Source organism: Cohnella terricola (genome assembly GCF_007786475.1).
In the GTDB taxonomy this organism is placed as follows: Bacteria; Bacillota; Bacilli; order Paenibacillales; family Paenibacillaceae; genus Cohnella; species Cohnella terricola.
The window spans coordinates 23,993-45,472 of record NZ_VNJJ01000023.1; the positions used below are offsets into that span (position 1 = coordinate 23,993).

The following is a 21,480-nucleotide window of genomic DNA, read 5'->3' on the forward strand; positions in this document are numbered from 1 at the left end:
TAGAGACCTCTGGTTTCTAACGGTTTTTTTGCGCGCACAATCAGTCGTGCGCCATGAGCCGCAGGGGCCTCCCTGCGGTTTTTTCATCTTATCCCATCAAATGCGAGGAGTTAAACGAATGAATAATATGGATAACCATACGCTGCAAGATTACGGTTGGAATGAATACTGGGAGCAGGTTTTCTCTTTACAACCACCCACTATTCGTCAATTGTCACCCGCGAGAGTCGTCGCCCAATTTTCCCATAGCTACCGTGTCAAGACGGATGCCGGGGAATATAGCGCTGGCGTGAGCGGCAAATTCGAGTTCTATGCGACAAAGCGCGGCGATTACCCCGCCGTCGGCGATTGGGTCGCCGTCGAGACGCTGCCCAATGAACGGCGAGCCGTCATCCACGCGGTTCTGCCCCGTCGAACAGCGATGGTGCGCAAAGCTGCCGGAAATACGTTGGATGAGCAGATCGTCGGCGCTAACCTGGACGACTTGTTTATCGTGAACTCGCTAAACCAGGATTTTAATCTCCGTAAAATCGAACGTTACCTCATCGCCGCATGGGAGAGCGGGGCTAGACCTGTCGTCCTGTTGACCAAAGCCGATCTGTGCGAGCAACCGGAGCGCTTCGCCGCGGAAGTGGAGCAGATCGCACCGGGCGTCCCCGTGCATTTCGTCAGCGCGCTCAAGGAACAAGGAATCGAAGCGCTTGAGCCTTACTTGCAAGCAGGCCGTACGATTGGCGTCACGGGTTCGTCCGGAGTAGGCAAGTCGACGCTGCTCAACCGGCTCGCGGGTGAACCGCTGCAGCAGACTCAGCATATTCGGGAAGAAGATGCCCGTGGCCGACATACGACAACGCATCGCGAACTGTTCCTGCTGAAAAGCGGGGTACTCGTCATGGATACGCCCGGCATGCGGGAGCTTCAACTGTGGGATTCGAATGAAGGCTGGCATCATGCTTTCGCCGACATCGAACAATTGTCGCTTCAGTGCAAATATCGCGACTGCAAGCATGAATCCGATCCCGGCTGCGCAGTCCACGAAGCGCTTCTCGCCGGTACGCTCGATGCGAAAAGGCTCGCCAACTATAAGAAAACGGCCAGGGAGCTGTCCCACCTCGCGCGCAAAGAAATGACAGCCGCAAGCAAGGCGGTCAAAAAAACAAATCGGCCGAAATCGGGCAAAGCCCTCTCTCGACCGAACAAACGGGTATATATGTACGATGGCGATGAATAATTTAAGCCAAATATTTATCCTTAATGATTCGGAGGTGATGAAGTTCATGGCCGGCGTTAATGTAAGCAAGCGCCCTGGCGCTGACCGGATTGCCGCTGGCCGTTCCCATCCTATCCCACGCCGCGTCTGGCAAGCCGCGAAGCAGCGTTAACGTAGCTCGTCTAACGGAGATGTAATCCTCGATCAATTCGGCAAGAGAATACGCATTAAAATCGACTCCGGCCATGTATGCGTCCTGATCGAAGCCGGGAAGCGGCGTTTGATCGCCTCTGGCGATTCTGAGCAGTCGGTAGCTCATGACGCGCTCGGTATCGCTGATGTGGCCGATCGCTTCCTTCAAGCTCCATTTGCCGGGGGCATAGCGATTGCTGCCCTTGGATTCTGGGATATCGGATAGAAATTCGGAAGTCTCCTTCAAATTGTTCGCGAGAATATCGATGATATTCCCGTCCGGAACGATGTTGATGTAAGTTCCGAAATGTCCTCCAAATTCATCTTGCGCAGGTCGATTGTTCATTGCATAACCTCTCCCTTGTCCATGATATAAGCGATAAGCAATGCGGCAGTATTCACAACAGCATCCGCGTGCGTACGTTCCATGCCGTGCGACGCATGCACGCCCGGGCCGATCAGCGCCGCTCGGATGTTGCTTCCGCCGCGAAGCGCCGCCGAAGCGTCCGAACCGTAGTGCGGGTATATATCGACAGCGAAAGGGATATTCTCCCTTCTCGCCAGATCGATCAGCCTGGAGGTCATTTGATAATCGTATGGACCCGATGAATCTTTGGCGCAAATAGAAACGTCTCGCTCTGTCGTAGACAGGTCGTCTCCGATGGCGCCCATGTCGACGGCAACGAGTTCGGTAATATCAGATGGGATATATGAACTGCCATGGCCGACTTCCTCGTACGTCGACAAAATCAACTTCACATTGCGCGTCGGCGTTACGCCTTCGCGCTTCAGCCATTCCAAAACTCCGAACAACGCGGCGACGCTTGCTTTGTCGTCAAGGTGGCGGGACTTGATCCACCCGTTAGGAACCATTCTCGTCCGGGGGTCCCAAGATATGAAGTCGCCGGGCGCGATGCCGAGCTTTTCCGTCTCCTCTTTCGACGTTGTCGCCTCGTCGATGCGAATTTCCATGTTGGCTTCTTCCCTTTTTAGATCGCGCATCTCCGTGTAGACGTGAACGGAAGGCTGGGTTGATAATACGGTTCCTTCATAGGTTCTGCCGTCACGGGTGTGAATCAGGCAATATTCGCCTTCCACGGTTTGCATCGCGTATCCGCCGACTGGCGTGAAGCGCAACGCACCGCTAGGCTTAACGGAACGCACCATCGCTCCAAGCGTATCCACGTGTGCGGTAAGGGCGATCGTGCCCTCCGCCTTTCCTTCCCCGCCCGGAACCGAAATGATCGCGTTGCCCTTCGGCGTCATTTCGAGCTCGAACCCCAATTTTGCCGTCTCGGCGCGAACCAGCTTCATGATGTCCATGCAAAATCCGCTTGGGCTTGGCGTCGACAATAAAGACCCAAGCATATCCATTATATATGCCCGATCGAGCTTCGGCTGTAGGGCTATTGTCATAAAGTCCCACTCCTGTTTGTGTAAAATACCGCCTAATTACCTATTCGGATCAACTATTGAATCTTTGCCGATAGCCGCATTTTCTGCACAGCTCTTCGACGACTTCCCGCCGTGAAAATCCGTCGTATAGCTTGGTCGCCCGTTCGCCTTCGATAATCTCGGAGAACGGACTCCGATTAATATTCCCCAGATTGATGACGCCTTCTCCGTCGAGGCAGCAAGGGATGACCGTTCCGTCGACAAGCACGCCAGCCTGGTTGCGCAGCGCGTGACAGAACCCTTTGCTTAAGTCTTCCTCTTCTTTCAGATCCGGCCATTTGAATTCTTCTTCGTGATTCAGATAGATCCGATCGGCGATCTTGATCCCCTGACCTCGCACGAACATTTCTTCGATACGGTAATCGAGGCCGAAAAAGTTCTCGATCTGTTCCAGAATCTCGCGGTTGCGGTCTCGGGCGACATTAATCTCATTGTCCGAAGTCAGATTCCATAAGCGAAGAGAGATCAGCACACCCGTCGCCGCCGCTTCCTTGGCGAATTCAAGTACGCTGAACACGTATCCTTCCTTATCGACCGATCCCTCATGGCCGTCGAAGCTGTGCAATGAGAAGTTCATTTGTCTGAGCGCAGGTTTTCCGAGCAGCTTATGCCTGTTCTTGTTTAGCAAAGTGCCGTTCGTCGTGAGATTGACTTTGAAGCCCTTTTCGTGGCTGATGTCCAGAAGCTCGTCGATCTTAGGATGCAACAGCGGCTCACCTTTGACGTGAAAATAAATATATTCGGCATGGCCGTGGATTTGATCCAGCGTATGCTTGAAGGCATCCACCTTGATGAAGTTCGCTTGCCGCTTCGTCGGCGGACAGAAGCTGCAAGCGAGATTGCAGATGCTCGTAATTTCGATGTAAAATTTCTTGAATTTCCTCAATGTTCCTTGCTCCATTCTGTCTGGCCATTAAAATGATGCTCCCATTATAACATAAGCCGCAGCGCCGCTTTTACGATTTGTTCGCATACCGAACGTGCCCGGCTTTGATTTCCTTCCCGTCAATCGCGAATACGCCGAACGAGTACAGCGGCTGCCTTCTCTTATCCGTCGGAGAACCCGGATTAAAAACAAGCAAACCCCCGCTGCGCTTAAGCACGGGGATATGGGAATGACCGTAGACGAGCACGTCAATCGTCGTTCCATGGAACGCTTCGATCGCGTACGCTTCCGTAGACGAGCGTTTAGCTGCGCCGTGACCATGCACGACTCCAATTCGGAAGCCGCCTATCTCTAACAGAATTTGGTTCGCAAAGCGGCGCGACAACTCTTCTCCATCGTTATTCCCGATCACGCCGTGTACGGGAGCGTAAGTGGCCAACTCTTCGTACACTGACATTTTCGTCCAGTCTCCCGCATGGATGATCGCATCTGCGCCTTTCAGCTCGCGACGCAATCTCTCGGGAAGTTTCTTGCCCATTCTCGGCATGTGCGTATCGGATACGACAATGATCTTCATTCGTATCGGCCCCGTTTCATGATCATCTTATCCTTCCATTATATCCGATCAGATCAGCTTCACGATAAAGCCGATAAAATAAGATGCGGGGATCAGAACGAGCTGGGCCAGCATTGTGCCGAAAAAGCGAGTGGTCATCATCAGCACATATATTTTGCCAAGCTGATGGCGTTGCCCCGCGTCATTCAGCGCCTTGTCTGTAATCAGTCCAAGTTGCGGGTCGATAAAGACCGTCAGCAGAATCGTGGCAATGCCGTTAATGATGCCCGATGCTTGAGAAGCAGTCGTACTATACTCGGGAAGTAAATGCGCTGCATACAGAGAAGATAGAACCCCGACCGTGTAGAAAGAGGTGACGACCATATTCAGCAAAATGAATTTCTTCGAGATGCCGAGATAGCGATATTGGCTGATCCGAAACCTCGGGGCTTTCAAATAATGCTTCGTGTTGCGAAGTTGGCCGAGCGTGACGCTGGAGATCATTTTCGGAATCGAACCAGCCACCTCCAGCCTGTTGATGATTCTGCCGAAGATGCTGACGAAACTCGGAAAAAGGGCGATCGCAATCAGAGTACCTACAGAGGAGGCCAGCAGAATGATCCGCATATAGTGCAACAGGTCGAAGGAAATATGTCTTTTTGCAAAGTCGACAAACTTGGCGGTTAACGGCGCTTGCACAAGATTCGCCGTTCGGGATACGAGCACGATGATCCCCGTAAGCGATAAGGCGACGGCGATCTTGTTCAGCCTGACGCCAGCCAATCGTATGGAGTACGATAACGTTTCGGCGGCATGAATAATCATTGTCATGACGAATACGACCAACAATTGCTGTTCCATCTACGCTTCACTCCGTGTCCCATATCTTCATACCAAAATTATACATCTGTTTCTTTTGGCGTGAAAGTCTCTATTCATTTCCCCTCTCTATTGATTGCAACATTTACTGGGATCGTCGTCGTATGAAAACAGCCCTCGTTCCATTCGGAACGGGGCTTGTCGGTATTTGACGTTTGCGCATGGCCTGTTTCCGCTCTCCTAGATGTCGAAAGCTTCAGCGATATAACGAAAGGATCGCACCCGTTTCTCGAAATCGTGAATGTGCGAGACGATCATGAGCTCGTCAAGGTGCATGCGGTCCGCGTAGCGCTTCAGCGCTTCCTTGACCTGCCCAGGAGTGCCGATGAAGCGGCGGGTTCTCATCTGTTCGATCGCCTGCAGCTCGGCGGCCGTGTAAGGATATTCCGACGCCGTCTTAACTGATGGCATGAATCCCAGCTCTCGCCCGGTGAGCAGACTGAGGAAGAAAAGCTCGTTACTTCTGGCCAGCTCCCGCGCTTCCTCTTCTGTATCTGCACAGATGGCCATTACGGCGGCAAGCGCCTTAGGCTCGCTGCAGTACGACGAGGGCTGGAAATAAGCATGATAGTGCTGGAGCGCTTCATCTCCCGTTGCGCCAAAAAATTGCGCGAACGCGTAAGGCGTTCCGAGCTGGGCCGCGATACTCGCCGTTCCTTCGCTTGAGCCGAGCAGCCATAGCTCAGGCATTTCGTCTGTCTGCGGAAACGCGCGAAGACCAGGGAACCGATGCTTGGCTGGATTGATATCGCGCAAATAGTGATAGAGGTCGACGATCTGCTGCGGATAGAAGTCGTTGTCCATCCGCTTATGTTCCTGCAAAGCAAGCGTCGCAATCTGTGCTCCGCCTGGCGCGCGCCCTAGACCGACGTCGATCCGTCCGGGATGGAGCGCTTCCAACAACTTGAAATTCTCCGCGACTTTGTAAGCGCTGTAATGCGGAAGCATAATACCGCCGGATCCGACCCGTATCGAACTCGTATGGGCTGCGATATGCGCGATCAGAATCTCCGGACTGGAGGATGCGAGAGCCTCGCTTCCGTGGTGCTCCGACACCCAGAAGCGATGATAACCCATTCGCTCCGTCTCTTGGGCCAAAGAGACCGTCTCGTCCAACGTCATCTTCACGGATCTTCCTTCGTTCACATGCGAATGTTCGAGTACGCTTAATTTCATAAGTCTTCTTAAGCCTCCATGCCTTAGCTGCGCAGCAATTCATGATTTCCGATTATTGTAACACAAAAAGCCCGCGAATATCGCGGGCTTCGTCTTTTACTTAGCGTTTGTTGAAAATGTCCGTCAGTACCGGAACGATCTGCGATTTCCGGGAAACGACGCCTTTCATGACCGCTCTGTTGTTCTCGATCTTAACATTGTACGCTTCTGCCACAGCATCCGCGGCGCGGCCGATCACCAGACCGATCGAATCGTTGTTCAGAATGTCCGTCACGACGAACAGGAACAGATCCAGACCCTTCTCGTTCACGATATTCGTCAAAGCATCTTCCAGTTCGGCTTGCTTGGACAGAACGTCATTCACGTCCACCGCATTCACTTGGGCGATCTCCACTTTGGATTTGCCCATTTGGAATTCCTTGGCGTCCAGGGAGATCAATTGCGCGATTGTTTTGTCGCTCAGGTCGGCTCCGGCTTTCAGCATATCCAGTCCGTAGCTATCCGCATCGACGCCAGCGATTGCCGCGAGTTCTTTGGCAGCAGCCACGTCTTGCGCCGTGCAAGTCGGGGATTTGAACAGCAAGGAATCCGAGATGATGGCGGAAAGCATTAAGCCAGCAATGTTCGCGGGAACGGTTTTCCCGTTTTCCTTGTACAGCTTATTTAGAATCGTAGCCGTACAGCCGACCGGCTCAGCACGATAATAAAGCGGCGCGCTTGTCTCGAAGTTCGCGATGCGGTGATGGTCGATGACTTCTAGTACGGTAACTTGGTCGATATCGGAAGCGCTTTGCTGGCGTTCGTTATGGTCGACGAGAATAACGCCTTTCGCTTCGCCTGCAACCGTCTCTACGAGACGCGGCGCTTCAAAACCGAACTTATCCAGTGCGAATTGGGTTTCGCCGCTCACTTCGCCGAGACGAACCGCTTCGACGTCTTCTCCGAGCTGTTTTTTCAAATCCGCGTAAGCAATGGCAGAACAAATCGTATCCGTATCCGGATTTTTGTGACCGAAAATCAATACTTTGCTCATTTTCTTGCTCCTCATCTATGATATTGGCGAGAAAAGTATACCTCAAAAACCTAGTCCGAATCAAGGTTATCCAAGTTCATTCCGATAGGCTTACTACAATTTGTTGAAGTCTTCGAATAGAATCGCAAGATTACGAAAGTTTAACGCGGTCTGGATGTGTTAAAGTACGACTATATCGGAATTCGCCCGTATCGACTTTTGTAACGGACATGAGAGCCGTTATCGACGCATTTTCCCGCCTTACGGAGATGTAACGGACAATAAAGCCTCTATTTCTATGCTAGACCTAGTTTTCTATACAAATCGTATTGGATAATGGCATCTATGTCCGTTAAAATATTCTAAACCTTACTTTCGCCGTAATAGAGGCGCCTACGTCCGTTAGATTTCCCGGAAATGAAAGAACAAGGAGAGTCCTGCAAATGAACGCTACAATTCGAATACCCGTCCCTGCCGAATTCAATTTTGCCGTCAATCTCGACTATTTATCCAGATCGCCGGACGAAAGCTTATACCGAATACGCGGCGGTAAACTCTATAAAACGATTCCCGTCGGCACCCTCACGCCCCTATTCGAAGTCTGCGGGGACGAGCCGGGCTGCCTTCTGGTAAGCTCTCTTGACGAGGGCCAATGGGATGCCTCAACCAAAGAAGCCGTCATCCGATACGTTAGGGATTGGTTCGACCTGGATAACGACCTTGAACCCTTCTATACGATGTCTCGGGAAGATCCTATTCTAAGCGATGTCGTGCCACGATTGTATGGCCTCCGCAATATGGGAATCCCCGATTTGTTCGAAGCGTTATGCTGGGGCATTATCGGGCAGCAGATCAATCTGGCTTTCGCGTATACGCTCAAGCGACGTTTCGTGGAAGCGTTCGGGCGGCAAGTCGGCCGCGGTGACGTCGACTGCTGGCTTTTCCCCGATCCGGAGCAGGTCGCGGAGTTAACGGTCGAAGACATCACAGCGTTAAAGATGACGACGAAAAAAGCCGAATACTTAATCGGCGTCGCTCGCCTGATCGCGGAGGGTCAGCTCAGCAAAGAGCTTCTGCTGGAATCCAGCAGCTTCCGGGAAGCCGAGAAAAAGCTCGTCGCGATTCGCGGAATCGGCCCCTGGACGGCGAACTACGTGCTGATGAGATGCCTGCGCTATCCGAACGCGTTCCCGATTGACGACGTCGGTCTTCATAACGCGATTAAATCAGTTCTTCATATGGAACAAAAGCCAACCCCGGCTCGTATTAAAGAGCTGGCGGTTGGCTGGAAAAACTGGGAAGCATATTCGACCTTCTACTTATGGCGAGTGTTGTACTGAGACTTAAAGCTCGGACAAATATCTGCCGTAGCCTTCCTCTTCTAACCGATCTTTCGGAATAAAGCGGAGCGACGCCGAATTGATACAATACCTCAATCCTCCGGGCTTCGGCCCGTCGTCGAACACGTGCCCGAGATGGGAGTCGGCCTCCCGGCTTCTGACCTCGATGCGGTGCATGCCGTGGGAGTAGTCCTGATGCTCCATGATGCTGCCTCCGTGAAGCGGCTGGGAGAAGCTCGGCCACCCGCAGCCGGCGTCGAACTGGTCGCGAGAGCTGAACAGCGGCTCGCCGGATACGATGTCCACGTAAAGCCCCGGCTCTGCGTTATCATAAAATTCGTTGCGGAACGGGGGTTCTGTCGCATTATTTTGCGTGACTTCGAACTGCATCGGCGTCAGCTTCTTCCGGAGCTCCTCTTTGTCCTTCGGCGTATTCCAATGTTGCTGAAGGAACGAGTCCCTGCCCGAGCCGTGGCGATAATACTTATATCTTAACGGATTTTTCAAGTGGTAATCCTGATGGTATTCCTCTGCTGGATAGAATACGCTCGCCGGTTCGATCTCAACCACGATCTGTTTGCTGAACCGACCGCTCTGTTCCAGAGCTTCTTTCGAAGCGATTGCTTCCTCGCGTTGCTGCTCGTCGTGGTAGAAGATCGCCGGACGATAAGACGAACCGCGGTCATGGAACTGGCCTCCCGCATCGGTCGGATCGACGGACTTCCAGTAGATATCTAGCAGCTTGCTATAAGGAAAGATCTCCGGATCGTACGTAATTTGAACGGCTTCGGTGTGTCCTGTCGTATCCGAGCATACTTCCTCGTACGTTGGATTCTCGGTCGTTCCTCCCGTGTAGCCCGAGACGATGCCGTGAATGCCCGGCAGTTCTTCGAACGGAGTGACCATGCACCAGAAACATCCTCCCGCGAATGTCGCTTTGCGCCAAGATTCCGAATGGGTATTATTCATGAGCGTTTCCTCCCCGCTTGCGTAATTGCAATGCTTGTGCTTCTATTGTAAACAAAAATAGCTCACGATTCCAATATCGGCGCATACGTGTCAGGAAATATCGACCATCGACGAGCAATCGTTTATGATGGTAACAGAAGCATCACAACGGCCCTATATGAAGGAGGATACCTGATATGGGTTTTAACGCCTTGGAATGGATCTGCAAGGATCAAACCCGAATGCATGGCTGCGAATGGACCCCGGATGAGAGGGTAACCGTTCCGGCCGTCATCTGTCTAGTTCACGGAATGGGCGAACATATGGGACGATACGCACATGTGGCGGACATGATGACCGCGGAAGGATACGCCGTCTTCGGCTTCGACCAAAGAGGCCATGGACGAACTGAGGGCAAAAGAGGCCATACACCGAATTACGAGTCTCTGCTTGAAGGCGTGGACATCATGCTCGCGGAAGCGAAACGCAAATACCCAGGCATCCCGCTTTTCCTGTTCGGACATAGCATGGGCGGCAACGTGACGCTGAATTATTTGCTGCGCAGGCATCCGGACATTCGTGGCGCCATCGTGACAGGGCCTTGGCTTAAACTCGCCTTCAAGCCCCCCTCCTTGCAGGCGATCGTGGGTAGAATCGTCGAGAAAATATACCCCGGCTACACGAACCGTCGACCGCTTGCCGCAGAGAGCCTTACAACCGATCCGACCATGATACAGCGTTACATCTCCGACCCGCTCGGACACGGGCAAATTACCGCCCGATTCTTCTTCGGTGTTCAACAAGCGGGAATCTGGGCGCTGGAGAATGCTCGAGAATTAAAAGTTCCGCTTCTGCTCATGCACGGAGGAGACGACAAAGTCACCTCGCTTCAAGCAAGCAAACAGTTTGCCGAACGAGCGGGGGCCTTGGTTACCTGGCGCGAATGGCCAGACTTCAAGCACGAGCTCCATAACGAAACGCGGCGCGAAGAAGTGTTCGACGTCATCCGCGACTGGCTCGCCGAGCGGCTGAATCGCTAAATATCGGTCGAAATCCTGTCCGCTTGTTCCACACCGGGCCAACTACGAGGAGTTACTCGAAATAATCGAACTACTCTCGCCACACCGAGGCGATCCGGGAGAGTTACTCGAAAAAATCGAACAACTCGTGCCGCACTGGGATAATCCGGGAGAGTTACTCGAAAATAATCGTACTACTCACGCTACACCGGGACAATCTGGGAGAGTTACTCGATAAAATCGAACAACTCGTGCCGCACTGGGACAATCCGGGAGAGAGATACTCGAAATAATCGAACTACTCGCGCCACACCGGGACAATCGGGGAGAGTTGCTCGAAATAATCGAACTACTCTCGCCACACCGGGACAATCTGGGAGAGTTGCTCGAAATAATCGAACTACTCTCGCCACACCGGGACAATCTGGGAGAGTTGCTCGAAATAATCGAACTACTCTCGCCGCACTGGGACAATCCGGGAGAGTTACTCGAAATAATCGAACTACTCTCGCCACACCGAGACAATCTGGGAGAGTTACTCGAAATAATCGAACACAACACGCGCTGCATACTCTATAACGTCGTGAATAAGGGGCTGTCCCATAAGATCACTTATGAGACAGCCCCCTATTCGTATTACGGACGTGCGGTTTGGTAATAGCTCTGTAGAAGAGGTACAAGACCGAGCGGATTCTTTCTCAAGTCCTTGGCGCTGAAGAAAATGTCTCCTTTGACCTCAGGCACGTTCCGATTGTAATTCAATTGGTCGATGATCTCCTGAGCGGCGTTCCAACCGGCTTCCTTCGTTCCAAGCTTGTAAGGCGCGTGTCCGACGAGAAGCTCGACGTTCGTTCCCCTGACTTCATTCGCCCACCAATCAACCAGCTTGTCATATTGCGCCACTTTGAACGACAAGCTCCAATAGATCTGCGGTGCGACGTAGTCGATCCATTCCTGCTTGATCCACGTTCTAACATCGGCATACATATTGTCATAGGTGGTGACGCCTGCTTTCGTATCCGAGCCGGTCGGATCGACGGACTGGTTGCGCCATACGCCGAACGGGCTGATACCGAAGCGTACAAACGGTTTCGCCCGATGAATCGATTCGCCGAGCGACTTGACGAATTGATTGATGTTGTCGCGCCGCCAATCGGCTTTGTTGCCGATTCCGTTCGAATTATTCGCCATATAAGTCGCGTCGTCTGCGAATACGCCATCCGACGGATAGAAGTAGTCGTCGAGATGAACGCCGTCGATCGCGTAGCCGTTAACGACTTCCATAATCGTGTCGATAATATGCTGTCTGGCTTCCGGAATGCCCGGATTGATATACGTCTTGCTGCCCGACTTCACGATCCAATCCGGATGAGTAATCGCGACGTGATTGGGAGCGAGCCCGTCCGTCTTTGCATCAACCGTCGCCCGGAACGGGTTAAACCAGGCATGGAATTCCATCCCGCGCTTGTGTGTTTCCTCGATCATGAACGCGAGCGGATCGTAGTCCGGCTCGGCTCCTTGCTTGCCTTGCAAATATTTCGACCAAGGCACAAGTGCAGAAGGATAGAAACTGTCCGCAGACGGCCTCACCTGCACGAATACGGCGTTCATTCCCATGCCTTGCAGATCGTCGAGCATTTGTATGTAATCTTGTTTCTGTTGTTCGGATTTTCCATATGATTTGTCGGAAGGCCAGTCAAGATTGTATACGGTCGATACCCATGCGCCCCTGAGCGATCCGTCCGTACTGCTACCCGGATTCTGCGGGTTTTCCCGTGGGTTTTCCTGCGGATTTTCCTCCGATCCTCCCTGCGATTGCAGCATGATCGTCTGCGAGGATTGATACCAGGTCACGAGCAAATTCAACTGATTGCTGACGAACCGCAGCGGCACCATCGTACGACCGCCGATTGCCTGCACGCTCGTCTCCAAGTCGACACGTTGCCCGCCAACGAGCGCGTAATTCTGTCCGATCGTCATGCTTAGGAGGCGTCCTTCATGGCGGATCGTCACTGTTTTGTCGCTTTGCGACCAGTTAACGTTAGCGCCCAGATTCTTGCTGATGACACTCAGCGGCACCATCGTTACGTTCAGTTTGGGAATAATGTAGGGCGGCACGTCCGTTTCTATTTTTTTCCCGTCTAAATAAATGCCGATCTTAGGCTGCGTAGCCGCATGCGCCGAATTGTTCAACAATGGAATAAGCAAACAGAAACACAACGCGACAAACCAAAACCGTTTTCCCCGATACATCATCAAACTCATGCTGAAATCCTCCGAAAAATGTAAACTCATGCCGAATAAAGAACACGGTATATCCATTAGACGAGAGAATCTCTCAGGAGTTGCAGTCGAATCTAGCGAGTTTCTTAGATTATTTTAAATAGAAAAACGTCCCCGCAAAGGGGGACGTTCTCTCCCGTAAGATCCGTTATGGAATAAACTGCTGCACAATCTTCGTGATCACGCCGTTCTCTATCGTCAGGTGATACGGATAATCTCTGAGATCCATTCCGCCGTTGTCCGCGAGCAAGGCAAGAAATCGATCAAGGCTGATCCGCTCGTTCCACTGGGTATCCGCTTCAGCAATATTTCCCGTGCGGTTATAGATTTGCATGAACACCTTCACATCCGGCGATACGGCCAACTTCTCGGTCGCGGTGTCATCGTTCACGATATAATATCCGTCTGGAGCTTCGGTCAGATCAGCATCCGGCTCGTGCTCCCGGAACGCCTCGTTCGCCTGTTCCCCTTCGTACCACTCTATGAAATCCGCATCGAGATAGATTCCGCCGTTCTCGTGATAGATTTGGCCGATATACGCGACGTGCGTGTTCGGATCCGCGGGAACGGGCGTATATTCGCCAATGTTCGCACGAATGAATCCGAAAGACATGATCCCGAATAACACGGCAACGAAGCTGACAAGCATTTTGTTGACCATAACCGCATTCTCTCCTTCAGGGGCCCGTAACAGCAGCCTTCACTTTCCTTTAGCCATTAGACGTCTGAACTAAACGGAAAGTTACATGTCCGCGTCATGAAAATTAAAATTTTCTCATCCGGTTTAATCCCTCTATGTCAAGGTATTGCGGGGATTTGAATTTATTCAGGGAATCCAGGGCTGCATTCATTAAAATTCTCTAGGGATTGTACCCCCGCTATTCGAACGAACGCCGCGAAGGCCACGAACCTTGAAGCTTACGCAATAAAATGATCTGACCGGTATGGTAGGCATCGTGCGCGACGAGATCCGTCATCCAAATTCCAATCGGAGTCTGAGGAATCTTCTCGTCGAGCCGCTCTTCCTCCATCTCTTCCAGCTTGGCGCGAATTCCAAGATGAACCTCTTTGAGCCTCGACAACGTTCGCTCCCACTCCTCGTCGGTTGCTCCACCGATCGAGAATGTATCATCGTTGGTGATTCCCGTCGGATACTCGGTCTCTTCCCCGGTTAAGCGCTTCAGGAATCTTTCCTTGTAGAAAATGAGATGGGATACGTTCTCCCAAATCGAATTCGCGGGCTCCCCCTGCGGTTTCCAGAGCGCTTGTTCTTTCGTAATCCCGCTAAGCGAGTCCGTTAACGGAGGATACCACGCTTCTTTCTCGTAGGCGCTGTCCCATCCGTGCAACAACAAATGTTTACGGCTCATCTCGTTTTCCTCCTCATTGATATGTAACTATTATAATACATTTCACTGGTTACACGGACAATGTAACATGGTGCGCTTGACGAAGTCAAGTAACTAGCAAGATCTACTTTTAAGTGTTACAATCTTAGAAGGAAATGAGCGGAGGTTCGGTAAAATGTTATGGGACGACTTCATGAATAGTTTGCATCGCGATTGGCGGGGCGACGGCAAAGTAGACGATCAGCTCGAGAATCCAGAGTGGATCCACGAGTGGATGCAGAGGCACCGGCTGCGAGCCGATCGCCTTCCCGACGCTGAGCAAATAGCCTCGCTAAAAAAACTCAGAGAACGTCTATATCGAATGTCGAAAGCGTTCGTAGACAAGCTCATGCCCGAAGACGCGGATATGGATGCCCTTAATGAACGAATGGCGCTTGGGCAAGTCATCCGCCGTCTTGAGATCGCGGGGGAAGGCCGGTACATCTTAGGGCTGGTAGCGGTCGATGAAGGGTGGACAGCGATAGAAGCGGAAATCTCCTCTTCTTTCTCGCAGATGCTAGCAGAGGGCGAGCCTTCGCGAATCCGATTCTGCGATAATCCGAATTGCCTGTGGGTTTACTACGACGATACCCGCAATCGATCCAAACGGTATTGCGACGATAAAATGTGCGGTAATCTGATGAAAGTTCGCCGTTTCCGCGCACGCAAAAAAGCCGAGGCCGCGGCTGCCGTTAGCTCCCGCGAATCCTCGGACGATTCAGAACGCTGATCATTGCTCGGACATGCCGAGCAACTTGTTGACAGTCTCCCAGTTTCTCGTCGTGGCGACCGTTTTTAACTTCTTTTCCATAAAATTGTTGGAGAACTTGCTCTCTCCGTAGCTCTTATGGATAAGGACATACACCTCGCGTCCATCGATGATAAACTCGTCGATCTCGTTTCGAAGAGCAAGGCAGCTTGCGACAGATTCTTCGGACGGAATCGTTTGGAGAAAAGTGACGTAGAGGGAATCGGTTTCCGGCCTCCCGTCCAGCTCATAGGGGTTCCTCCGAACGACGTCCGTCAATTGTTCCGCGGTTCGCAGAACGACCGGAACCTGAAATCCGAACGCCTCTGCGATCCCCCGTTCGATCTGATCGGCAAGCGCCGCATCGTCCGTCTCCCCGCTCTCGAACAGTACGTTCCCGCTTTGGATATACGTTCGCACGTTTAACAGATTCAAGTGCTCGAATACGGACTTGAGAGCGTCCATCTTGATTTTCTTCTGCCCGGCGACGTTGATTCCTCGCAGCAGGGCTATGTAAGTTTGCACTCGCGTTTGCCCCCCGTTTTAATTCTCAATAGCCGTCCAAGACGCCCTGACGTAGCCAATTCGCATTCCGGCGCGTTCCATATTGCGCTGACTCTGCGAGAGAAAAGCGCACTGGCTTACGACGAGACGGCATCCGTTGCTTGCGGCATCCGCGATCCTTCTCCGCAGCAGTGCTTGTTGAAGTCCCCGGTTGCGGAACTCAGAGAGCGTCGCAGCGAACGTAAGCGATGCGACTTCTCCCTTCATATGCATGACGCCGACCGCTGCCGGCATATGGTCCCATTCCGCGACAAAGAACTTCCAACCGGGGCGTCCATACAGCACTTGGTTATTCGCGGCAACTGGCGGAATACCGTTGTCCGGTAGGCCCGTCCCTCTGCAATGAATAGCTGCGTACAGCTCGAATTCGTCTGCACGCAGTTCCCGGATTTGAATTGCAGTCTCATGTGAAGTGTCCCCCGGAGGAGCTTCCGCATACATGGAGGCATGGAATCCCGATTGATAGAATCCTAGCTCCGATAACCGCTTCATAAGCCGCTGATCGGCAAGCGAAGGCACGATCTCGAATTGCGGGCTTCTAGCTCTGGAACGATAGAAATCGACGATCTCTTCGAGAAGGTCTGCATCTTCTCCGCGTAAGCCTTTTACCGTATTGAACGAAGCCCAAGGCATCGTTCCGCTATAAAAGCATACGGCGTTGCCGAAACGCCCGATATCCACTTGTTCGGGGTTACCGGGCCTCTCCCGAATGGCTTCCATTCGATCCGTCATATATTCGGTCTCGGAACGCGCGATCGCTTCGATCAACGCTAGTGAAGCTCTTCCATCAAACATAAAGCCCTCCCGAAGAAGAGTACCGAACGATTAATCATGCACGACTTCGGTGCCCGCGATCAGATCGTGAATCGATCGTTTATCCTCGCGCAGACCGACCATGAACGCGCTGACGATCACCGCGATGCCGCACGTAATGCCGTACACCAGACCACCGACGAAGTGCCGCATCAGCATCGTCCCGATACCCGGCGGCTCACCGTCAAGCTTGACGATTCGGATACCGCATATTTTCTTACCGACCGTATACCCGCCCCAGATGACCGGTACAAGTATAGAATAGAGCATTGAAAGGAAGTTCGAGATCCGCTCCTCCCCAAACCCATTTCCCGTAATCAGCATCAAGATCAACGCCACAGGCAACCCGATAATCAAGCCGTCGAGCAGTATCGCTCCGAGCCGAATCCAGAACCCTGCGTTCATAAACATCCTCCTCTTGAACCGGCAAAATTTAATAAGCCTATATCAGTCTTATTCGACTTGCCCGCCGTTCTAGAATCATGACTCCTATTGCGTACGTCCAGAAGCAATTGCCCTCCGCGAAGATGGCGAAAGCCCGCCGTGTCGGGCGAGCTTTTCCGTCGGATAAACCCAAGCGTCTAGCAACCTTCCGGAAATGACGCTGTTATCATTGCGCAGAATCGTAAGCCAGTCAACAACGGTCGCAAGAAAATGGTTGTCCAGGCGATGTCCCTGCCTACTTCAAAATCTGATATTTCCCAATCAACGGCAACGGTTTCTCCTGGCCGTTAGCCGCTGCCATAATTCCGATTATGACAAGTCCCAATACGAACAGATTCGCAAACGGAACCAGGATCCAGCCGATGATCGGTATGATCCCTAATACGATGTTCGAAGCAAGCGCCAGTAGAAATAGATTTAATCCTTGTTTTGCATGGTATTGAGCAAACGCCGATTCTTTCGCCGCCAATAATGGTACGAAGAACAAAATATAAGCAAGAATGGCCATTCCTTTGTTTTGTTGAATATCCGTTTCGGTGGAATTCATTTGACAGCACCTCTTCAATTGGATTTACCATGTTTTACAATAATCTATAAATTAGTATGCCGCTAGTTACTATAGTCGTATTTTTCAATTTTCGACTCGCTCCGCGATCTTATTCGGGTTGTGGAATAGACAGCCACGCACGATCACTTTTCCAATCGACCTGTACGCCGGTCTCGAAGAACGAAGACAACGTTTCGCTGGTCAACACTTCGCGCGATGGACCTTGCGCGAAAATTTCTCCGCGCCGGATCAATAGGGATCGACTGAACACGGGAAGAATCTCTTCGATATGATGCGTCACGAACAGCATCGTCGGGGCATTCGGGCTTTGAGCGAGCTCGCTAATGCTAGCTAGCAGGCTTTCCCTCGACAGAAAATCCAGCCCGTTCGTCGCTTCGTCCAGAATCAACAATTCGGGGGACGCCATCAGCGCCCTCGCGATCAGCACCTTCTGCTTCTCACCTTGCGAGCAGGATTGATAAGGCCGATCGTAGAGATGAAAACAGGAAAGCCGTTTCATCAGAGTGGCGGCCTTCTCGAAATCTTCCTCTGTCGGTTTCTCGTACAGGCCGATCGAGGCGTGTTTGCCGCTGATGACAACGTGTTGCGTCTTATCCGTCGCGTATAGCTTTTCTTGGAGCGACGTGCTGACCCAGCCGATTTTTTTGCGCAGTTCCCTAAGATCTACGCTCCCGAACTCTTCTCCCAGAACTTCGACTTTTCCTTTGCTCGGCCATATATACCCGTTTACGATATTGAGAATCGTCGTTTTACCAGAGCCGTTCAAGCCAAGCAAAGCCCAGTGCTCACCCTTGGCGACGCTCCAATCAATGTGCTCGAGAATCGTCTTTCCGTCGCGTTTCCAACTTACATCTTCGAGTGCGATAGCATGATTCATCGTCATTCTATTCTCTCCTCCGCTTAATGCTCTCTGAACATTACATCTTATCATCAGATGTTTAAGAAAATCATACCACGTCAAATGACGAGCATACAATCATCTTACAAAAAAACATAACATCCACGACCAAAATATGCTCGCCACACGGTACTATGACACACAAACCAAACTCCAATGACCAATTAAGCCCGCCACACGGTACTATTTCTCACGAAGCGTCCTCTGCTGACCGCGATATGTGTATGATTTTTCGTATATATTCCCAGGTTCTGTGCCCAAAATTACGATTTATATCTGAATTTTCGAATACAATCGGTGGATTTGAGGTGTGGAGCACGCAATGTGTATGATTTTTCGTATATACTCCCAAGGTTCGAGCCCAAAATTACGATTTGTATCTGAAATTTCGAATATAATCGGTGGATTGGTGATGCCCGACCGTCATCAGGCATTTCACACGCGCATATTAACGTATTAAAAAACGGCGAAGCGCAGCAACGAATCGTAAAATTCGCTGCAGGTCTCGCCGCAACAGGACATCTATTCTCTGGCTTTCCACGCAATCCCTTGCACACCGAATTCCCGCGTTGAACGGCGATCCTTCCATGTGGCTGTACGACTCACGCGCGCTCGCTCAGCGTTGCTCATCGCAGCGAATAGACAGAGCGCTCCGATCGCAATTAATATAACGGTCATTGCCGGTAGAAGAATACTCATCGTCGATCCCCTTAACGATCATGATAATCATTATCACTATTATAACCGATTTCGGAAATCAAGTAAACAGAGGCACCTGAGATCAATAACATCTACTCGACGCACCACGTTAACGTTCAGGTTTACTACGATAAAGATGTTTAACATCGCTGTTCTCATTATTCTCTCTGTTTAACTGCGCAAAAGCGATGTTCTTGATCGTTATTCGCCGAATATTTGGATCTTTGGCCAAGTCGTGTCTTCGACAACGATGTTTTGCATCGTAAATGGTTTACTTTTCGAACCAAGCACCGTTATTAGCGATGTTCTCTATCGTTATCGGTTCCCAACGTAAAAATAAAGGGAAGCGCACAGGCGCTCCCCCTTCATAATTAAGTCTCTATTAAAAGATCTCACGTTGCCGAAGAAGCCTTAATCCGTTGAGAATGACGAGGATCGTACTTCCCTCGTGGCCCACGACGCCTAACGGGAGCGCGATTCCCTCGATGAAATTCGCGGCAATGAGCAGCAAGATTACGCTCAGCGCGAACGCAATATTTTGCTTGATGATCGTTCTCGAACGCTTGCCTAGCACGATCGCGTCGGCAATTCGGCCGGTATCGTCGTTCATCAGCACGAGATCTGCCGTCTCCAGAGCGGCGTCACTTCCGGCCGCGCCCATCGCTATGCCGACGCTAGCCGTCGCCAATGCCGGAGCATCGTTCACACCGTCGCCTACCATCGCAATTTTGCCGTAGCGCTGCTTCAGTTCTTTCACCTTCTCGACTTTATCTTCCGGCAGCAAGCCAGCGTAAACATGGTCAATGCCGAGTTCTTGCCCGATCGCGCGAGCGGTACGTTCCTGATCCCCCGTCAGCATGGCAATCTCCATGCCGATCCGCTTCAATCTTGCGATTGCTAGTTTCGCTTCCGGGCGAACCTGATCGCGTAACGCGAAGACGCCAACCGCCCCCTGCTCATTCATTAAGATCGAAACGGTTTTCCCTTCTCGTTCCAATCGTTCAATCATGGTTGTCAAACTTTCCGTCCGGTTCTGCTCGCTAAGCAGAGCGGGTTTACCGACTTTCCACTGCTCCCCATCCACCTTGGCTTGTATTCCCCATCCCGTAAGTGCGGTGAAGTCCGTCGGGCGATGGTAGGATATTTCCCGCTCCCGCGCAGCCAACACGATCGCTTTGGCCAGCGGATGCCCCGACAAGCTCTCCATGGACGCGGCGATACGCAGAACCTCGCTTTCTTCATAACCGGGGAGCGGCATGATGTCGGTCACGACCGGTCTACCTTGCGTCAAGGTTCCCGTTTTATCGAATGCGATCGCTTTGACGCCTGCGAGATTCTCCAGATGGGCGCCTCCTTTGAACAGGATCCCTTTTCTCGCGCCGTTGGAGATCGCCGACAGCATGGCGGGCATGATGGAAGCGACTAGCGCGCATGGGGATGCGACGACCAGGAATACCATGGCCTTGTAAAAAGCCTGCTCCCATTCGTAATGCAGCAGCAACGGTGGTACGAAGATCAGCAGCAGGGAAATCAAAATGATCGCGCGCGCGTAGAGACGCTCGAAACGCTCCATGAACTTCTGAGAAGCCGGCTTCTCGCTTTGCGCTTCTTGAACAAGACGAATAATCTTGGCGAACAGCGTCGACTCGCTTTCTTGAGTCACTTCGATGAACAGCACGCCTTCTCCGTTAAGTGTACCTGCGTATACGGAATCGCCCATCGTTTTGTCAACCGGAACCGACTCTCCCGTAATGGAAGCTTGGTTAACGGCCGAAGCTCCTTCAGTAACAACGCCGTCGGACGGGATACGTTCCCCTGGTTTTACAAGTACGATATCTCCTTCTTTCAACGCTTCGATCGGCACGATCGTCTCGACGCCGTCCTTGATCAGAATGCCCGACTCCGGTTTCTGGTCCATCAAGGATGAGATGTCCCGGCTGCTCCGGTCCATCGTATACGTCTCGAGCGCGCCGCTGAGAGAGAAGATAAAGATCAGGACCGCGCCTTCCGTCCAGTAACCTATGCTCGCCGCGCCGATGGCGGCAACGATCATCAGAAGATTGACGTCCAAATCCCGCTCGAGAATGAGCGTACTTAAACCTTCCTTTGCTTTAACGAACCCGCCGATGGCGAATGCGGCGACGTAAAGAGCGATGGCCCAAGGATGAGATGCGTTCTCCAGCATATATGCGATCGCGATTATCAAACCGCTCGCGAGCGCCGCAATTCCTTCCCCGTATCGCTTCAAAAGTTCCATTTTCCCGGCTGCTCCGTCTTGCCGAATCTGTTGTTGTTCGGTGCTTTCGTTTACCTGCTGAATGGCATGGTTCATTGTTGAACACCCTTTCCATTGAGAATGACTCCCATTATTATCACCCTTAAAATGACACATGCTGCTCCGT

General features: G+C 51.9%; 22 protein-coding genes. 4 read left to right on the forward strand and 18 right to left on the reverse strand.

Features of this window, described 5'->3' with window-relative positions:
• Positions 1-118: 118 nt before the first annotated feature.
• Entirely contained in the window at positions 119-1,231 is a 1,113-nt protein-coding gene (gene rsgA, locus FPZ45_RS23670; RefSeq protein WP_144707129.1) for a ribosome small subunit-dependent GTPase A, read from the forward strand.
• A 1-nt stretch (position 1,232) separates the two neighbouring features.
• Here rsgA and FPZ45_RS23675 read toward each other — a convergent pair whose 3' ends face one another.
• The 7 genes from FPZ45_RS23675 to FPZ45_RS23705 all read right to left on the reverse strand — a co-directional run bounded on the left by FPZ45_RS23675 (position 1,233) and on the right by FPZ45_RS23705 (position 7,387).
• The gene (locus tag FPZ45_RS23675; protein ID WP_144707130.1) at positions 1,233-1,748 is read right to left on the reverse strand and encodes a DinB family protein; all 516 of its coding nucleotides are present in this window, start codon (positions 1,746-1,748) and stop codon (positions 1,233-1,235) included.
• Positions 1,745-2,818 carry a M42 family metallopeptidase gene (locus FPZ45_RS23680; protein ID WP_186438540.1) on the reverse strand — a complete coding sequence of 358 codons (1,074 nt, stop codon included), beginning with the start codon at positions 2,816-2,818 and terminating at the stop codon, positions 1,745-1,747. Before FPZ45_RS23680 ends, FPZ45_RS23675 begins: the two co-directional genes overlap by 4 nt.
• 49 nt (positions 2,819-2,867) lie before the next feature.
• On the reverse strand, positions 2,868-3,743 hold the full coding sequence (locus FPZ45_RS23685) for a radical SAM/SPASM domain-containing protein (protein WP_144707131.1): 876 nt from the start codon (positions 3,741-3,743) through the stop codon (positions 2,868-2,870).
• A 70-nt stretch (positions 3,744-3,813) separates the two neighbouring features.
• Positions 3,814-4,320 carry a metallophosphoesterase family protein gene (locus tag FPZ45_RS23690; RefSeq protein WP_144707132.1) on the reverse strand — a complete coding sequence of 169 codons (507 nt, stop codon included), beginning with the start codon at positions 4,318-4,320 and terminating at the stop codon, positions 3,814-3,816.
• Positions 4,321-4,368: 48 nt separating this feature from the next.
• Positions 4,369-5,160: a lipid II flippase Amj family protein gene (locus tag FPZ45_RS23695; protein ID WP_144707133.1), complete on the reverse strand. Its 792-nt coding sequence runs from the start codon at positions 5,158-5,160 to the stop codon at positions 4,369-4,371.
• Between the two features lie 198 nt (positions 5,161-5,358).
• A complete protein-coding gene (locus tag FPZ45_RS23700) occupies positions 5,359-6,354 on the reverse strand; it encodes an LLM class flavin-dependent oxidoreductase (protein ID WP_144707134.1) in 996 nt (331 codons plus the stop codon).
• A gap of 100 nt (positions 6,355-6,454) precedes the next feature.
• Positions 6,455-7,387, reverse strand: coding sequence for a manganese-dependent inorganic pyrophosphatase (locus FPZ45_RS23705; RefSeq protein ID WP_144707135.1), 933 nt, complete (start codon positions 7,385-7,387; stop codon positions 6,455-6,457).
• Between the two features lie 422 nt (positions 7,388-7,809).
• Between FPZ45_RS23705 and FPZ45_RS23710 the strand changes: the two genes are divergently transcribed.
• Positions 7,810-8,706 (forward strand): DNA-3-methyladenine glycosylase family protein, encoded by an 897-nt coding sequence (locus FPZ45_RS23710; protein WP_144707136.1) that lies wholly within the window; start codon positions 7,810-7,812, stop codon positions 8,704-8,706.
• A gap of 3 nt (positions 8,707-8,709) precedes the next feature.
• Here FPZ45_RS23710 and msrB read toward each other — a convergent pair whose 3' ends face one another.
• On the reverse strand, positions 8,710-9,675 hold the full coding sequence (msrB, locus tag FPZ45_RS23715) for a peptide-methionine (R)-S-oxide reductase MsrB (protein ID WP_144707137.1): 966 nt from the start codon (positions 9,673-9,675) through the stop codon (positions 8,710-8,712).
• A gap of 176 nt (positions 9,676-9,851) precedes the next feature.
• Here msrB and FPZ45_RS23720 point away from each other — a divergent pair, with 176 nt between their 5' ends.
• The gene (locus FPZ45_RS23720; RefSeq protein ID WP_246120567.1) at positions 9,852-10,694 is read left to right on the forward strand and encodes an alpha/beta hydrolase; all 843 of its coding nucleotides are present in this window, start codon (positions 9,852-9,854) and stop codon (positions 10,692-10,694) included.
• 615 nt (positions 10,695-11,309) lie between these two features.
• Here FPZ45_RS23720 and FPZ45_RS23725 read toward each other — a convergent pair.
• The 3 genes from FPZ45_RS23725 to FPZ45_RS23735 all read right to left on the reverse strand — a co-directional run bounded on the left by FPZ45_RS23725 (position 11,310) and on the right by FPZ45_RS23735 (position 14,326).
• Positions 11,310-12,938 (reverse strand): family 10 glycosylhydrolase, encoded by a 1,629-nt coding sequence (locus FPZ45_RS23725; protein WP_246120568.1) that lies wholly within the window; start codon positions 12,936-12,938, stop codon positions 11,310-11,312.
• A 166-nt stretch (positions 12,939-13,104) separates the two neighbouring features.
• Positions 13,105-13,617, reverse strand: coding sequence for a hypothetical protein (locus FPZ45_RS23730; protein ID WP_144707138.1), 513 nt, complete (start codon positions 13,615-13,617; stop codon positions 13,105-13,107).
• 217 nt (positions 13,618-13,834) lie between these two features.
• Entirely contained in the window at positions 13,835-14,326 is a 492-nt protein-coding gene (locus FPZ45_RS23735) for a DinB family protein (RefSeq protein WP_144707139.1), read from the reverse strand.
• Positions 14,327-14,480: 154 nt separating this feature from the next.
• On the opposite strand from FPZ45_RS23735, the gene FPZ45_RS23740 reads away from it, so the two are divergent.
• Positions 14,481-15,074, forward strand: a complete 594-nt coding sequence (locus FPZ45_RS23740) for a CGNR zinc finger domain-containing protein (RefSeq protein ID WP_144707140.1) — start codon at positions 14,481-14,483, stop codon at positions 15,072-15,074.
• Here the strand turns inward: FPZ45_RS23740 and FPZ45_RS23745 are convergent, their stop codons facing one another.
• The 7 genes from FPZ45_RS23745 to FPZ45_RS23770 form a co-directional block, all read right to left on the reverse strand.
• A complete protein-coding gene (locus tag FPZ45_RS23745; protein WP_144707141.1) occupies positions 15,075-15,617 on the reverse strand; it encodes a DUF1697 domain-containing protein in 543 nt (180 codons plus the stop codon).
• 18 nt (positions 15,618-15,635) lie between these two features.
• Positions 15,636-16,451 carry a GNAT family N-acetyltransferase gene (locus FPZ45_RS23750; protein WP_144707142.1) on the reverse strand — a complete coding sequence of 272 codons (816 nt, stop codon included), beginning with the start codon at positions 16,449-16,451 and terminating at the stop codon, positions 15,636-15,638.
• Positions 16,452-16,481: 30 nt separating this feature from the next.
• Entirely contained in the window at positions 16,482-16,880 is a 399-nt protein-coding gene (locus FPZ45_RS23755; protein ID WP_144707143.1) for an RDD family protein, read from the reverse strand.
• A 268-nt stretch (positions 16,881-17,148) separates the two neighbouring features.
• Positions 17,149-17,460 (reverse strand): DUF4870 domain-containing protein, encoded by a 312-nt coding sequence (locus FPZ45_RS23760; protein WP_144707144.1) that lies wholly within the window; start codon positions 17,458-17,460, stop codon positions 17,149-17,151.
• A gap of 109 nt (positions 17,461-17,569) precedes the next feature.
• Complete coding sequence (locus FPZ45_RS23765) at positions 17,570-18,358, reverse strand: ABC transporter ATP-binding protein (RefSeq protein WP_144707166.1); 789 nt, start codon at positions 18,356-18,358, stop codon at positions 17,570-17,572.
• 543 nt (positions 18,359-18,901) lie between these two features.
• Entirely contained in the window at positions 18,902-19,078 is a 177-nt protein-coding gene (locus tag FPZ45_RS25465) for a hypothetical protein (RefSeq protein WP_186438541.1), read from the reverse strand.
• A 382-nt stretch (positions 19,079-19,460) separates the two neighbouring features.
• Positions 19,461-21,410 carry a heavy metal translocating P-type ATPase gene (locus FPZ45_RS23770; RefSeq protein ID WP_144707145.1) on the reverse strand — a complete coding sequence of 650 codons (1,950 nt, stop codon included), beginning with the start codon at positions 21,408-21,410 and terminating at the stop codon, positions 19,461-19,463.
• Between the last annotated feature and the right edge of the window lie 70 nt (positions 21,411-21,480).